Origin of the sequence: Streptomyces sp. sk2.1 (assembly GCF_008120935.1) — a bacterium.
Classification (GTDB): Bacteria; Actinomycetota; Actinomycetes; order Streptomycetales; family Streptomycetaceae; genus Streptomyces.
Genome location: NZ_RDBO01000045.1, coordinates 1 through 14,893, shown reverse-complemented (window position 1 = coordinate 14,893; position 14,893 = coordinate 1). Strand labels below are relative to the sequence as shown.

Below are 14,893 nucleotides of genomic sequence, written 5' to 3'. Positions count from 1 at the left end.
CGGGGGAACGGTGACGGCGGGGGCGGGGGAGGCCCGCGGCCGTCCTCGCCCCGGCCGCGCCCGGCGATCAGATCCAGCCGCGTTCCCGGGCCAGCAGGGCCGCCTGGGCCCGGCTCGCCGCGCCGAGCTTCTGCACCAGGTCGGCGACGTAGCGCCGGTAGGTCCGCACCGACAGGCCCAGCTCCCGGGCGCCCGCCTCGTCCTTGCCCACGGTGCACATGGACACCAGCACCCGGCGCTCCGTGTCCGACAGGCAGTCGTCGTCCGCCCCGGCCTCCTCGGCGTCCGCCTTCGACAGGTCCTCGGCCTGGTCCCAGATCTTCTCGAAGAGGGCGATGATGTTGGAGACCAGCCCGCTGCGGTGGGCGAGCAGCGCGCCGCGCGAGGTGTCGTGCGGGTCCAGCGGGACCAGCGCCGCCCTGCGGTCGTACACCAGCAGCCGCTCGGCGGTGTGCGCCGTCACCCGGATCGCGGCCCCGTGCTCGACGAGCTCGCGCAGATAAGCGGCGGTTGCCGCATCCTGCAACGCGGCCCGGGCGACGACGTTCCGGATGCGCACACCGCGCCGCAGACACCGCAGATCCAGTGGGCGGGAGCGGGCGATGTTCTCCGGCGACAGCTTCGTGTACGGCTCCACGGAGAGGATCTCGTCCCGGGCGAAGAAGGCGAGATCGTCGATCCGGTCGCGGATCCGTTCGAGCCCCTCCAGCTGCTCGATGCCCGGCGGGGAGGACCTGCGGGCCCCCTGCTCCGCGCGTAGACCGTCGACGACGTGCCGGGAACAGGTGACGCGCTGGAGCTCCTGGTGCAGGGCGTGCAGCCGCAGGTCGGTCAGCCGGGTCAGCGCGACTTCCGGATCCGTCGGGAAAATGCGCTGGTCAGGGCCTTCCGGATGGATCAGCCCGAGGTCCTGGAGCCGCTCGACGCACGCGCGGGCCACCTCGGGGGCGGTGTGCAGGAGGAGATGCAGGTCGTCGTCGGCGACGGTGCCGGGGTTGCGCAGGAAATGCCGGTAGAGCTCCTCCTCGGCCTCCGAGACCCCGAACACGGACATCTCGTTGTCGCCCACGTGTGCCCCCGCTGACTGATCCGTGCATGGCCGTACACCCTCGGGGATTGCCCGCGGGTGCTGGTCGACGGCTGCTCTGCTCACCGGCTGTGGAATCTTCGGCCAAAGCGTAGACGCTGGGGCCGCTCCTGTGAGGATCCCGGACGCAACTGTGTGGGATGTGGAGATGAACGGTGTGTCGCCCACGACGAGCGGGCCCGGACGCGCGCCGGACGGTAATCGGGGCCTCGCGCGCGGGGGAGCGGCCCCGGCCGACGGCACCCCGCCGTCCCGCCGGGTTCACCGTCCCGCCGCATCCGCATCCGCATCCGGGTCCGGGTCCCGCGCCCCGCCGACACCGGCCGCCCGCCCTCCCCGACGGATGCCGGTCGGCGGTCCTTCCCGCCCGGCGGACACCGGCCGGCGGCCCTTCGCCCCGGCCGATTGCGCACGCGGCTGTCACACCGGCGTCGTACGCTGGATTCCCCCCGGCCCGTGAGACGTGTCGGGTCCTTCGCGTTGCCCCCTCGCGCGGTTCTGGCAGCAGCCGGCTGCCGGGACCCGCCCTCGTTCCCGGACGGAAGCCCTTCATGAGTCTGCACGGTCTGCTGGATGTCGTCGTACGTGACCCGGCACTCTCCGAAGCGGTGAAGGCCGCCGACGGCGGCCACCGGATGCACGTGGACCTCGTCGGCCCGCCCGCCGCCCGCCCCTTCGCCGTCGCCGCGCTGGCCCGCGAGACCGGGCGCACCGTGCTCGCCGTCACCGCGACCGGCCGGGAGGCCGAGGACCTGGCCGCCGCGCTGCGCACCCTGCTGCCGCCGGACACGATCGCGGAGTTCCCGTCCTGGGAGACCCTGCCGCACGAGCGGCTCTCGCCCCGCTCGGACACCGTGGGCCGCCGCCTCGCCGTGCTGCGGCGCCTGGCGCACCCCAGGGAGGACGACCCGGAGACGGGGCCGGTCTCCGTCGTCGTCGCCCCCGTCCGCTCCGTGCTCCAGCCGCAGGTCAAGGGGCTCGGCGACCTGGAGCCCGTGTCGCTGCGCATCGGGCAGGCCGCGGACCTCGGCAGGACGGTCGAGGCACTCGCGGCCGCGGCGTACGCCCGGGTCGAACTGGTCGAGAAGCGCGGAGAGTTCGCCGTGCGCGGCGGCATCCTGGACGTCTTCCCGCCGACCGAGGAGCACCCCCTTCGGGTGGAGTTCTGGGGTGACGACGTCGAGGAGATCCGCTACTTCAAGATCGCCGACCAGCGGTCGCTGGAGATCGCCGAACACGGGCTGTGGGCCCCGCCCTGCCGCGAGCTGCTGCTCACCGACGAGGTGCGCGAGCGGGCCGCCGCGCTCGCCGAGGCCCACCCCGAACTGGGCGAACTCCTCAACAAGATCGCCGAGGGGATCGCGGTGGAGGGCATGGAGTCCCTCGCCCCGGTCCTCGTCGACGACATGGAGCTGCTGCTCGACGTGCTGCCGAAGGGCTCGATGGCGCTGGTCTGCGACCCGGAACGGGTCCGCACCCGGGCGGCCGACCTGGTCGCCACCAGCCAGGAGTTCCTCCAGGCGTCCTGGGCCGCCACCGCGGGCGGGGGCCAGGCCCCGATCGACGTCGGCGCGGCCTCCCTGTGGGGCATCGCGGACGTCCGGGACCGGGCCCGCGAGCTGGGGATGATGTGGTGGTCGGTCTCCCCGTTCGCCGCCGACGCCGCCGACGAGGAGGACGACACGCTCACGTTCGGCATGCACGCCCCGGAGGCGTACCGCGGCGACACCGCCCGCGCGTTCGCCGACACCAAGGGCTGGATCGCCGACGGCTGGCGCACGGTGTACGTCACCGAGGGCCAGGGCCTGGCCTCCCGCACCGTCGAGGTGCTGGGCGGCGAGGGCATCGCCGCCCGCCTCGACCCGGACCTGGCGGAGGTCTCCCCGTCCGTCGTCCACGTCTCCTGCGGCGCGATCGACCACGGCTTCGTCGACCCGGCGCTGAGGCTCGCCGTCCTGACCGAGACGGACCTCACCGGGCAGCGCACCGCCACCAAGGACCTGGGCCGGATGCCGGCCCGCCGCCGCAAGACGATCGACCCGCTGACGCTGGAGACCGGCGACTACATCGTCCACGAACAGCACGGCGTGGGCCGCTACATCGAGATGGTGCAGCGCACCGTGCAGGGCGCCACCCGCGAGTACCTCCTCGTCGAGTACGCCCCCGCCAAGCGCGGCCAGCCCGGCGACCGCCTGTACATCCCGACCGACCAGCTGGAACAGGTCACCAAGTACGTCGGCGGCGAGGCGCCCACCCTGCACCGGCTCGGCGGCGCCGACTGGACCAAGACCAAGGCGCGCGCCAAGAAGGCCGTCAAGGAGATCGCCGCCGACCTGATCAAGCTGTACTCGGCCCGGATGGCGGCCCCCGGCCACACCTTCGGCCCCGACACCCCCTGGCAGCGCGAACTGGAGGACGCCTTCCCGTACGCGGAGACGCCCGACCAGCTCTCCACCATCGCCGAGGTCAAGGAGGACATGGAGAAGTCCGTCCCGATGGACCGGCTGATCTGCGGCGACGTCGGCTACGGCAAGACGGAGATCGCGGTCCGGGCGGCGTTCAAGGCGGTCCAGGACGGCAAGCAGGTCGCCGTCCTCGTCCCCACCACCCTCCTGGTCCAGCAGCACTACGGCACGTTCACCGAGCGCTACTCCCAGTTCCCGGTCAACGTACGGGCGCTGAGCCGCTTCCAGTCCGAGGCCGAGTCCAAGGCGACCCTCGAAGGGCTCCGCGAGGGCTCCGTCGACCTGGTCATCGGAACCCACCGCCTCTTCTCCTCCGAGACCGGGTTCAAGGACCTGGGTCTGGTCATCGTCGACGAGGAGCAGCGCTTCGGCGTCGAGCACAAGGAGCAGCTGAAGAAGCTCCGGGCCAACGTGGACGTCCTCACCATGTCCGCGACGCCCATCCCCCGTACGCTCGAAATGGCCGTGACCGGCATCCGCGAGATGTCGACGATCACCACCCCGCCCGAGGAGCGCCACCCGGTCCTCACCTTCGTCGGCCCGTACGAGGAGAAGCAGATCGGCGCGGCCATCCGCCGCGAACTGCTCCGCGAGGGCCAGGCGTTCTACATCCACAACCGCGTCGAGTCGATCGACCGCGCCGCCGCCCGGCTTCGCGAGATCGTCCCGGAGGCCCGGATCGCGACGGCCCACGGCCAGATGTCCGAACAGGCCCTGGAACAGGTGGTGGTGGACTTCTGGGAGAAGAAGTTCGACGTCCTGGTCTCCACGACGATCGTCGAGTCCGGCATCGACATCTCCAACGCCAACACCCTGATCGTGGAGCGCGGCGACAACTTCGGCCTCTCCCAGCTCCACCAGCTGCGCGGCCGCGTCGGCCGGGGCCGCGAGCGCGGCTACGCGTACTTCCTCTACCCGCCGGAGAAGCCGCTCACCGAGACCGCCCACGAACGCCTGGCCACGATCGCCCAGCACACCGAGATGGGCGCGGGCATGTACGTGGCGATGAAGGACCTGGAGATCCGCGGCGCCGGAAACCTCCTGGGCGGCGAGCAGTCCGGCCACATCGCGGGCGTCGGCTTCGACCTGTACGTCCGCATGGTGGGCGAGGCGGTCGCCGACTACCGGGCCTCCCTCGAAGGCGGTGTGGAGGAGGAGCCGCCGCTGGAGGTCAAGATCGAGCTGCCGGTCGACGCCCACGTTCCGCACGACTACGCCCCCGGCGAGCGGCTGCGCCTCCAGGCGTACCGCGCCATCGCCTCCGCCAACACGGAGGACGACATCCGGGCCGTGCGGGAGGAGCTGACCGACCGCTACGGCAAGCTCCCCGAGCCGGTCGAGAACCTCCTGCTGGTCGCCGGGCTGCGGATGCTGGCCCGCGCCTGCGGGGTCGGCGAGATCGTGCTCCAGGGCCCGAACATCCGCTTCGCCCCGGTCGAGCTGCGCGAGTCGCAGGAGCTGCGCCTCAAGCGCCTCCACCCCAAGACGGTCATCAAACCGGCCACCCACCAGATCCTCGTGCCCCGCCCCACCACGGGCCGGATCGGCGGGAAGCCGGTGGTGGGCCGCGAACTGCTGGCGTGGACGGGCGAGTTCCTCACGACGATCCTGGGCTCCTGACCCCTGCGCCCGGTCCCGGTGCCCGTCGCACGCGCGCCGGGCACCGGGCGCCCCGCGTCACCCCTGCCGAAGCGCCGTACGCGCCTGGGCGGCGTCTATCACGACCGCGAACTCCTCGAACGCCACCCGCATGACGTCGTCCGCAGTGGGCCGCCGTCCCTCGGGGAGGCGATGGGCGGCGAGCCGGGCCGCGCCGCGGGCCAGGATCGCCAGCCGCCGCTCCTCGTCCAGGGTGTCGTCCTGGAGCGCCGCCAGCACCAGCCGCCACAACATCAGCAACCGCTCCCGGCAGCGTGGGTGAGCGGTGCGAACGGACGCGCTCCGACGAGGCCGACCGGGTCGCGCCCCCGGGTCCGCGGGGCCGGGCGCCGGCCCGGGAGCCCCGGCGCGGACAGCGGGCCGCCGCCCGCGGCCGCCACCGCCGCACGGGCCGCCCCGTGCGTGTACACGGAGCGGAGGCGCCCGACGGCGCCGACCACGGCCGCGACGTCGCCGTCCCCGCGGTGTACGACACCGGGGTGCTGGGGCCAGAACGCCACCTGGTCGAGGAAGTCGGGACCCACCCGGACGACGGTCGTACCGTCCGCCCCCGGGCCCGCGGCGGTCCGGCCCACCGGCGGGGCGAACACCAGACGCGCACCGCGAACGGCCCCGCGCGAGCGCACCGCGACGGACCGGGGCCGGGGCGCCGCCACGACGACGATCGCCCCGGCACGCAGCGCCCCGAAGTACAGGACGGGGAGGACGGGGTCGCCGCACACCGCGACCTCCACCCGGTCACCGGGCCGCATCCCGTGGGCCAGCAGCCCACCGGCGACGCGGGCGCTGAGCTCGTCCAGGTCGAGCAGGGTCAGGACGGTCCCGTCGATCCGCAGCGCAGGCCGCCGGGGGTGGAGCCCGGCCGCATCGGTCAGGACACTGGCGAGATTGGTCACGTCATTCCGCTTTCATGCGCACACGTCGGTCTCAACATGGCGATCCTCACAGCCACCGGACGCCGCGCACCATGTCGACACCTACAGCGACCTCTGTAGCAGACGACAATGACCTCGTCCCCGTTTCGCCCGTTGTGGGAAGACCACAGTTCCGGCTGTTCTAGGCTCGCCCCGTGCCCACGACACAATCGCGCCTCCTGGTGGCCGAACTCGCCGAGGCCCTGACGCCCAGACTCGATTCCATCGCCTCGACCATGTCGCAACTCACCTACGAGAACATCGACTTCTACCGGTCCATGGTCGTGGGACCCGAGGACCTGCACGCCTCGATGCGGCTGAACGTCTCCTACGTCCTCAAACACCTCACCGACCACACCTCGGCGACGGTCGACCTGGTCGGCCCCACGGAGACCGGACGCAAACGGGCCCTGCAGAACGCCCCGCTGCCGGAAGTCCTGCGCGCCTACCGGCTCGGCTTCCGCCACCTCTGGGAGCAACTCCTCGACGCGGCACGGGAGGCGGGCGGCGAGGCCCCCGGCGCCCTGCTGGACGCCGCCTCGCACATCTGGGAGCTGGCCGACGACTACTCGACGGCCCTCACCGACGCCTACCGCGAGACCTGCGCGGAACGGATGGTGGAGACGGACCGCAGGCGCTCCGCCCTGGTCTCCGAACTCATCGACGGTCCCTCGCTGAGCAGCGACACCGTGTGGGAGGTCGCGCGCATGCTCGACTTCCCCTTCCAGGGACGGTTCCTCGTCGTGGCGGCGGAGGTCCCGACCAGCGGCGAACCACCCCTGCCGGGACTGGACCGGCGACTGCGCGCACTCGACGTGGGCCACGCCTGGCGCGCACAGCCCGGCTCCGAGATCGGGGTGCTCTCCTGCCCGCCGCGGCAGTCGGTGGAGGAGGTCCTCGCCGCCGTACGCGCCGTCGCGACCAGCCGCGTGGGCGTCAGCCCGCTCTACGAACGGCTCGACCAGACGAGCCGCGCCCTCCGCTACGCCCAGGTCGCCGAACAGTCGCTCACCGCCGACAGCGCGGCGGTGCGCCAGCTCGACGACACCCCGCTGACCGAGCTGGTGATGAACAACCTGGAGACCACCCAGCGCGCCGTGCAGCGCATCCTCGGCGGGGTCCTCTCCCTGCCGGAGGAGGACCGCACCACCCTCCTGGCCACCGCCCGCGGCTGGCTGGAGGCCCACGGCTCGGCGGCCGAGGCGGGCCGCCGCCTGTTCTGCCACCAGAACACGGTCCGCTACCGCATGCACCGCCTGGAGGAGTTCCTGCGGGGCCCCCTGGACGACCCGAAGATCATCGCCGAACTGTCCATGGCCCTCGACGCCGTAGGCACCTTCCCCATGCTCCTGGAGAGCAACCAGAGCCCGGCCATCCGGAACCAGCCCCCCGCCGCCCAACCCCCGGGACCACGCAGCGCGTGACGCCGCCCCAGAACCCTTCCCGGCATGCGCGGGACGGCGCGGGCGCGATCAGCCGACGTCTTCCTGGTCCTCCCGGGCCTCCTGGACTTCTCGGGCCACCCGTTCCAGCCGGGCGTGGTGGTTCTTCCACCAGGCCGGGTCGTGGGACGGCAGGCTGTCCTGGGCCGGGGTGTAGCCGGTGGAGCCGTCGATGAGTTCCCGCACCACGTCGGCGTGGCCGGCATGGCGCTGGGTGTCGGAGATGACGCGGACCAGGAGGTGGTGGAGCGTGGTCTCCCGGCGCTCCTCGGGCCACCACGGGACACGGCCGGTCGCGTCGAGGTCGAGGGCCCCGATCGTGCTGTCGGAGTGCGCCCATGCCCGGCGGTACAGCCCGACGACGTCCTCGCGGGACTCGTCCGCGGTGGCCCACATGTCCGCGTTGGGCTCCGCGTCCCGCGTGTACCACCAGGACGGCGTCTCCCCGGTGAAGAACGGCCGTCCGAACGTGTCGCCGAAGTAGCCCAGCTCCACGCCCGCGAGGTGCTTGAGCAGCCCCAGCAGGTTCGTGCCCGTGGGGGTCAGCGGGCGGCGTATGTCGTACTCGGAAAGCCCGTCGAGCTTCCACACGAGGGCGTCGCGCCCCTGCTGCAGGTACTGGAGGAGGTCCGCTTTCGGGTTCGGCTCGATCATGCCGGGCAGTCTCGCACCCGGCACTGACAACGGGGCCGGGAAGAAGCTTTCACGCACCCCAGGCGGTCAGCAGGTCCGCAGGGGTGAGCACCAGGTCCGGGCGTACGTCGTCCTCGACCCCCGCCGGGCACACCGCGAGCACAAGGGGGACACCGATGAGTTCGGTACGACGGATCTGCCTTCCGGGCCTCGACGGATCATGCGTGAGTGAAACGTACATCGACGTAACTTACGTGGATGTACGTTGTCCCGACTCCGGGGCCGCAGCCGGTGCCCCCGGAGCGGTGCGGGGTCAGTGCTGGATCAGGCCGCCGACCGGTACGGGGGCGACGTGGCCGGTCTCCGGGGTGGTGCGGGCCAGGGCCAGGCCGATGTCGACCAGGGACGACCGGCGCAGGCCGGTGACGTCGGGGAGCGGGGTCCAGACCGACTCGATGGTGTCGCCGTTCGGTTCGGGGCGGAGCCGGCCGCCGGTGATGCGGACCCGGTAGAAGACGCCGACGTTCTGGTGGCCGGGGCCGCCGGGCACGGCGCATTCGGCGGCGGGGATCAGCCGCGAGTCCACGCCCAGCAGGCGTTCGACCACCGCCTCGCAGCCGGTCTCCTCGGCGACCTCCCGGACCACCGCGTCGAACGGGTCCTCCCCGTGCTCGACCCTGCCGCCCGGAAGGGTCCAGGTCCGCGAGACGTGATGGGCGAGCAGCACCCGCCCCTCCTCGACACACACGGCGTACGCCGCCAGCCGGAAACTCATCCCCGTACCTCCCGCCGGACATTATGCCGGGGCGGGAGGCACGGGCGGCTGCCGCCGCCGGGTGTCATGCCTCCGAGGGCACGTCCAGGCGCTGGGTGCCGACGACCGACAGCAGCCGCAGCGCCTGTTCGGACGGCGAGCCGGGGGCGGCGGTGTAGATGACGACCCGCTGGTCCCGGTCGGCGATGTCCAGGACGTCGCAGTTGACGGAGACGGGGCCGACCAGGGGGTGGTGGAAGGTCTTGCAGAGGGTGGGGCGGGCGGTCACGTCGTGGCCCGCCCAGATCCGGGCGAACTCCTCGCTCCCGGCGAGAAGTTCCTCGACCAGGCCGGTCACCTCCGGGTCGTCGGGGTAGCGGGCCGCGGCCGCGCGCAGGTGCTGGGCCGAGGTCCGGACGAACTCGTCCGCGTCCGAGACGCCGTACAGCGGCCGGCAGTTCCGGTGCGGGCCGAGGAAGGCGCGCCGGACGAGGTTGCGGTCGCGGCGCGACAGCGCGGAGAAGTCCTCCATCAGGGCCGCGGCCAGGCCGTTCCAGGCGATCACCTCGTACGTCGCCGACAGCACGAGCGCCGCGGCCTCCGGGAGCCGGTCCAGCAGGTCGACGATGCTCTGCCGCACCTCCCTGGAGGGGCCGGGAGGGGGGCCGGGCGGAGTGCCGGCGAGGTGGTGCAGATGGTCGCGCTCGGCGTCCGAGAGGCGCAGGGCGCGGGCGATCTGGACCAGCACCTCGCGGGAGGGGTGCGGGGCACGGGCCTGTTCCAGCCGCGTGTAGTACTCCGTCGAGATGAACGCCAGCTGCGCCACCTCCTCGCGGCGCAGCCCCGGGGTGCGGCGGCGCGGCCCGGCGGGCAGCCCCACCTCGGCGGGGGCGATCCGCTCGCGCCTGCTGCGCAGGAAACCTGCCAGTTCTCGTCGATCCACCCCTCCAGTGTGCGCGGGCCCCGGCCGGCCCAGCCAGGTACTGCCGGTGCCTGGATGAGGGGCCCGGCCCGGCGCAGGCTCGTCGGCATGAACGACACAACGATCACGTCCACCGCACGGCCCGGTCTGCTCTCCGGCAAGGTCGCCCTCGTCCTCGGAGCCGGCCGGGGCATCGGCGCCGCCGCGGCCCGGCTCTTCGCCCGGGAGGGCGCGCGGGTGCTCCTCGCGTCCCGCACGGAGGCCCAGCTGGAGGCGGTGACCGAGGAGATCCGGGCGGCGGGCGGCACCGCGGAGTACGCGCTGTGCGACCTGGCCGACCCGGCGAGCATCCGCGCGGCCGTCGACCGGGCCGTGGCGGTGTACGGCCGTCTCGACGCCGCCTTCAACAACGGCGCGACGGCCCAGCCGCCCGGCCCGATGGACCGGTTGACCGAGGCCGACTTCGACCGGGTGTCCGCGGTCGACTTCAAGGGGCCGTGGCTCGCCATGACCGCCGAGATCGCCGCCATCCGGGCCACCGCCGGGACCGGGGCGATCGTCAACACCTCCAGCGTCGGCAGCCTGATGGGCAACCCCTGGCTGCCCGCCTACGGCGCCGCGAAGCGGGCGGTCAACAGCCTCACCGCGTCGGCCGCCGTCACGTACGGCCCGGAGGGCATCCGCGTCAACGCCATCGCACCCGGCACCACGCTCACCGAGATGGTCCACGAGTGGGAGGCGGACTCACCCGGCATCGTCGAGCAGCTCAACGCCCGGACCCCGCTGGGCCGCGCGGCCGAACCGGACGAGATCGCCGAGGCTGCCGCCTGGCTGCTCAGCGACCGCGCCTCCTACGTCACCGGCACCGTTCTCCGCGTGGACGGCGGCATGCGGGCCTGAGCCGAACCGGGAGCCGGGGCGGGGGAGGCGCCTGCCGGCCGTCGGTGGCGAGCGCCGTCCGCGTGCCTGTTCTCCACCCGGGACGGTCTCCCGCCCCCTCGGCCCCGCCGACGTGCTCAGGAACTCTCCGGTGCGAACAGCAGCTCCGCGAGGGAGCGGAAGACCGCCTCGGAGTCGCGCGCTCCCACCGCCCCGTCCAGGTTGCCGCTGAGCAGCAGCGTGGCGAAGCCGTGGGCCAGTGACCAGGCGGCCACGCCCGCGAGCCGGTCGTCGTCGCCGCGCCCGCTGGCGGGAAGGCCGGTGACGCCCGCGCGCAGCTCGGCCGAGGCCCGGTCCTTCGCCGCGAGCAGCTCGGGGTCGTCGGCGCGGTGGAGGTCCGGCCGGAACATCACGTGGAAGTGCGCCGGGTGTTCGGCGGCGAACCGTACGTACCGCACGCCCCGTTCCCTGAGGTCCGGGGCCGCGGCCAGTTCGTCGGCGAAGAGGGCGTAGCCCTCGGCGGCGATGGCGGTGAGCAGGCCCGTGCGGTCCTTGAAGTGGTGGGCGGGGGCCGCGTGGGAGACGCCGGCCCGGCGCGCCAGGTCGCGCAGGCTCAGCGCGCCCGGCCCCTCGGTGCGGATGACGTCGAGTGCGGCGGTGAGGACGGCCCGTCGCAGGTCGCCGTGGTGGTAGGCGCGCTCGCTGGTCATGTGCAGCAGGCTACGCGGAATCTTGTCGTTGACAAGTTCGGGGAGGGGGAGCACTCTGACCATCTAGTCACTGACAAGATTGGCGACGTCGCGGAGGGCGGAGACGTGTCCGAGGAGTTGGGCCGGGTACGGCGGATGTGGCACCTGCTGGAACCCCTGCACGCCGTTCTGTACTACGCGCCGGAGGCCGTCGAGGAGGTCGCCGCGCTCGGCCACCGCACCGATGAGCGCTGGCCCGGCTACTTCGCCTGGCGCGCGGCGCCGCTCGGGGAGGTCGGTGCGGGGCGGGTGGCCGACACGTTCCACAGCTTCAGCCCGGTGATGGTGGGCGAGTACGTGCCCGCCGTCTGGTCCGTCGCCTCCCCGGACGCGGTGCTCGCGGCCCGGACGCGGGCGGTCGACCGCACCTACCGGAAGCTGCTCGGGGACGCGGTCGCCGGACCGGAGCTGGGCGAGGCCGCCGCGCTCGTGCGGCGCGTCGCGGAGGCCGCCGACACCGTCGGCCGGCCGCTCGCCGCGGCCAACGCCGCCCTGCCCCGGCCGGACGAGCCGCACCTCGCGCTCTGGTGGGCGGCCACGGTCCTGCGCGAACACCGCGGCGACGGCCATGTCGCGGCGCTCGTCGGGGCGGGGCTCGACCCGGTCGAGTCGCTGGTCTCCTTCGCCGCCGTCGGCGCGGCGCGCCCGGAGGTGTTCGAGGTGGTGGGCGGCGGGCCCGGGGGAGAGGTGGGGCTCCTGGGAGGGCCAAAGCCCGAGGGAGGGCCGGAGCCCCCGGGGGGCGTGGGGCTTCGGCAGGAAGAGGGCCGGCGGGTGGGTCAGAGCTTCAGGTCCCACTGGGAGGCGTCGTACGTGAAGCCGGGGTTGACCTCGACCGTCAGGTTCTTGGCGTCGGCGGGGGTGTCGAAGGCGAACTGGACGGTGACCTTCTTGCCCGGCAGGACCGTGCCGCTGAAGCCCGCGCCGACCTTGTCGTCGAAGATCTGCTCGGCGTCCACGCCCTCCTTGCCCGCGCGGGCCGTGACGTTGACGAGCGCGGAGTCGAACTTCTCCTTGCCGGCGTTCTCGATGACGACGGCGACCCGGTAGGCCTTGTTGCCCTTGGTGTGACCGGCGGCGTACTCGTCCGGGGTGTACGAGGTGGCGTCGCCGACCGTGACCGTCAGGTCGTCGTCGTACACGGCAGAGTCCCCGGCCTCCAGTGCCTCGGCCGTGTCCTTCTTCTTGTCCTTCCCTGCCGCGTCGCCGCCCTTGGCGGAGTCCCCGCCGGGCTTCGGCTTCGCGGAGGCCGTGGTCTCCGAGATCGCCTTGTCGATGTCGTCCACCGCGTCGCCCACGGCCTTGAACGTGATCACCGCGCCCACCACCGCGAGGATCAGCGAGACCAGCCCGAGGACGGCGCCGAAGGTGGTCACGCCCTTGTTGGTGGCCTCGCCGCGCTTGACCCGGCCCCGGCCCGCCAGGCCCAGGACCAGGGCGATGACGCCGAGGATGCCCGCCAGCCAGAACAGCAGCGGGATCAGCCCCGACACGGCGCCGATGACACCCAGGACGAGCGCGGCGATGCCCAGTCCGTTACGGGCCGGGCGCATGCCCGGCGTATGGGCCGGGCCGTACGGCTGCTGGGGCTGCGGGGACTGCGGCGACTGCGTGAACTGGGACATGGCTGTGCCCTCCGGCGAAAAGCAGATGAGTGGTGAGCGGTTCCGTGCATCGCTCCGTTGCGGCGACGAGTCAATAACAGCAGAGCTTGTGAACCGAGTCAACACTGTTCACGGTGAAGGGATTGATGCACGCTGTGAATCGATGTCTCGTGAACTGGTCGGTATGCTCGCCGACAACGACGAACCGGTGCCGGGACCAGCGCCGGTGCCGGGGCGAGCGCCAGGACCAGGGAGACAGCCAGTGCCGGAGAACGCGACAGAGGTGACCGCGGCGGGAATCGCACGGCTCGCCGGGGTGGGGCGTGCCGCAGTCAGCAACTGGCGCCGCCGCCACGCCGACTTCCCCAAGCCCGTCGGCGGCACCGAGACGAGTCCGTCCTTCGCCCTGTCCGAGGTCGAGCAGTGGCTGCGCGACCAGGGAAAACTTGCCGAGGTGCCACTCCGTGAACGGGTCTGGCAGCAGCTCGCCGGGCACCCCGGGGGCCCCGTCCCCGCCCTCGTCCACGCGGGCTGCGCCCTGCTCCTCCTGCGGACCAGCCCCGCCGCCTGGCGGGAGATCGCCGCCGTGGCGGACGAGCCGATGGCCGGCGTGCTGTCCCTCGCCCTCGACGACCTCCTCACCACCCGCTTCGGACCGGCCGCGGAAGCGGGGCGGGCCGTTCACGCCCCCGGCCGCGCCGAGCTCCTCCCGTCCCTCCCGCTGCTCCGGGGCGTCGCGGAACTCGCAGCCGAGGACGGGGCCCCGGAGACCTTCGAGTTCCTGCTCGGCCGGCAGCTGGACGCCAATCCGCGCCAGTACACGCTCACCCCGCCCGGCCTCGCCGGGCTGATGGCCGCCCTGGTGGAGACGGGCGAGCGGCCCGCCCGCACCGTCCTCGACCCCGCCGCGGGCACCGGCGCCCTGCTGCGCGCCGTCACCGGGCCGACCGCCCTGTACGCCCAGGAGAGCGATCCCGACCTCGCCGCGCTCACCGCGCTGCGGCTGGCCCTGCACACCGACACCGGCTGCACGGTCGCGGCACGCACCGGCGACACCCTGCGCGCCGACGCCTTCCCGCGGCTCGCCGCCGACGCCGTGCTCTGCCACCCCCCGTTCAACGAACGGAACTGGGGCCACGACGAGCTCGCCTACGACCCGCGCTGGGAGTACGGCTTCCCGGCCCGTACCGAGTCCGAGCTCGCCTGGGTCCAGCACGCCCTGGCCCATCTGCGCGAGGGCGGCACCGCCGTGCTGCTGATGCCCCCGGCCGCCGCCTCGCGCCGCTCCGGCCGCCGCATCCGGGCCGACCTGCTGCGCCGCGGCGCCCTGCGCGCCGTCATCGCGCTCCCGGCGGGCGCCGCGCCCCCGTACGGCATCCCGCTCCACCTCTGGGTGCTCCGCAGGCCCGGCAACGGCCTGCATCCCTCGCCCGAACTGCTGCTCGTCGACACCGCCGAGCCCGCCGAACCGGCCCCGGCGGGCGCGGTGTCCGCCGCCCCGTCCGGCGGTCGCGACCGGATCGACTGGCAGGCGGTGCACAGGGCCGTCCTCGACGCCTGGCGGTCGTTCGACGGCACGGGCGACCCGGGCACCGACACCAGTACCGAAGCGGGCGCGGACGCGGGCACAGGCACAGGCACAGGAGCAGGCCGGGCCGTCCCGGTCATCGAACTCCTCGACGACCTCCTCACCACCCGCTTCGGACCGGCCGCGGAAGCGGGGCGGGCCGTTCACGCCCCCGGCCGCGCCGAGCTCCTCCCGTCCCTCCCGCTGCTCCGGGGCGTCGC

The 14,893-nt window shown here is 73.4% G+C and carries 13 protein-coding genes and 1 pseudogene; 5 read left to right on the top strand and 9 right to left on the bottom strand.

All coding sequences use genetic code 11. From position 1 onward, the window contains the following. Positions 1 to 67: 67 nt before the first annotated feature. The gene (locus EAO76_RS15235; RefSeq protein ID WP_187438635.1) at positions 68 to 1,069 is read right to left on the bottom strand and encodes a helix-turn-helix transcriptional regulator; all 1,002 of its coding nucleotides are present in this window, start codon (positions 1,067 to 1,069) and stop codon (positions 68 to 70) included. Positions 1,070 to 1,638: 569 nt separating this feature from the next. On the opposite strand from EAO76_RS15235, the gene mfd reads away from it, so the two are divergent. Then, positions 1,639 to 5,172, top strand: a complete 3,534-nt coding sequence (mfd, locus tag EAO76_RS15230) for a transcription-repair coupling factor (protein WP_148836491.1) — start codon at positions 1,639 to 1,641, stop codon at positions 5,170 to 5,172. A 57-nt stretch (positions 5,173 to 5,229) separates the two neighbouring features. Here the strand turns inward: mfd and EAO76_RS15225 are convergent, their stop codons facing one another. Next, positions 5,230 to 5,445, bottom strand: a complete 216-nt coding sequence (locus EAO76_RS15225; RefSeq protein ID WP_262375492.1) for a hypothetical protein — start codon at positions 5,443 to 5,445, stop codon at positions 5,230 to 5,232. Next, on the bottom strand, positions 5,445 to 6,107 hold the full coding sequence (locus EAO76_RS15220) for an AMP-binding protein (protein ID WP_148836490.1): 663 nt from the start codon (positions 6,105 to 6,107) through the stop codon (positions 5,445 to 5,447). The genes EAO76_RS15225 and EAO76_RS15220 overlap by 1 nt, the downstream gene beginning before the upstream one ends. Positions 6,108 to 6,280: 173 nt before the next feature. Here EAO76_RS15220 and EAO76_RS15215 point away from each other — a divergent pair, with 173 nt between their 5' ends. Next, positions 6,281 to 7,549: a helix-turn-helix domain-containing protein gene (locus EAO76_RS15215; protein WP_262375491.1), complete on the top strand. Its 1,269-nt coding sequence runs from the start codon at positions 6,281 to 6,283 to the stop codon at positions 7,547 to 7,549. Between the two features lie 48 nt (positions 7,550 to 7,597). Here EAO76_RS15215 and EAO76_RS15210 read toward each other — a convergent pair whose 3' ends face one another. The 4 genes from EAO76_RS15210 to EAO76_RS15200 all read right to left on the bottom strand — a co-directional run bounded on the left by EAO76_RS15210 (position 7,598) and on the right by EAO76_RS15200 (position 9,897). Further along, the gene (locus EAO76_RS15210) at positions 7,598 to 8,221 is read right to left on the bottom strand and encodes a DinB family protein (RefSeq protein WP_148836489.1); all 624 of its coding nucleotides are present in this window, start codon (positions 8,219 to 8,221) and stop codon (positions 7,598 to 7,600) included. A 49-nt stretch (positions 8,222 to 8,270) separates the two neighbouring features. Beyond that, entirely contained in the window at positions 8,271 to 8,441 is a 171-nt protein-coding gene (locus tag EAO76_RS44570) for a hypothetical protein (RefSeq protein WP_187438634.1), read from the bottom strand. Between the two features lie 72 nt (positions 8,442 to 8,513). Further along, positions 8,514 to 8,975, bottom strand: coding sequence for an NUDIX hydrolase (locus EAO76_RS15205; protein ID WP_148836488.1), 462 nt, complete (start codon positions 8,973 to 8,975; stop codon positions 8,514 to 8,516). 64 nt (positions 8,976 to 9,039) lie between these two features. Then, positions 9,040 to 9,897, bottom strand: coding sequence for a helix-turn-helix transcriptional regulator (locus tag EAO76_RS15200; RefSeq protein ID WP_148836487.1), 858 nt, complete (start codon positions 9,895 to 9,897; stop codon positions 9,040 to 9,042). A gap of 87 nt (positions 9,898 to 9,984) precedes the next feature. Between EAO76_RS15200 and EAO76_RS15195 the strand changes: the two genes are divergently transcribed. After that, the gene (locus EAO76_RS15195; RefSeq protein WP_148836486.1) at positions 9,985 to 10,776 is read left to right on the top strand and encodes an SDR family NAD(P)-dependent oxidoreductase; all 792 of its coding nucleotides are present in this window, start codon (positions 9,985 to 9,987) and stop codon (positions 10,774 to 10,776) included. Between the two features lie 116 nt (positions 10,777 to 10,892). Here EAO76_RS15195 and EAO76_RS15190 read toward each other — a convergent pair whose 3' ends face one another. After that, positions 10,893 to 11,465: a TetR/AcrR family transcriptional regulator gene (locus EAO76_RS15190; RefSeq protein WP_148836485.1), complete on the bottom strand. Its 573-nt coding sequence runs from the start codon at positions 11,463 to 11,465 to the stop codon at positions 10,893 to 10,895. A 105-nt stretch (positions 11,466 to 11,570) separates the two neighbouring features. Between EAO76_RS15190 and EAO76_RS46225 the strand changes: the two are divergent. Further along, positions 11,571 to 12,168, top strand: a pseudogene (locus EAO76_RS46225) (hypothetical protein); the annotation flags it as partial. A 112-nt stretch (positions 12,169 to 12,280) separates the two neighbouring features. Here the strand turns inward: EAO76_RS46225 and EAO76_RS15180 are convergent. Continuing rightward, positions 12,281 to 13,126, bottom strand: a complete 846-nt coding sequence (locus EAO76_RS15180; RefSeq protein WP_148836484.1) for a DUF4190 domain-containing protein — start codon at positions 13,124 to 13,126, stop codon at positions 12,281 to 12,283. Between the two features lie 241 nt (positions 13,127 to 13,367). On the opposite strand from EAO76_RS15180, the gene EAO76_RS15175 reads away from it, so the two are divergent. After that, positions 13,368 to 14,893, top strand: a 1,526-nt coding sequence (locus EAO76_RS15175) for an N-6 DNA methylase (protein ID WP_148836483.1), incomplete at its 3' end; no start/stop codon positions are given.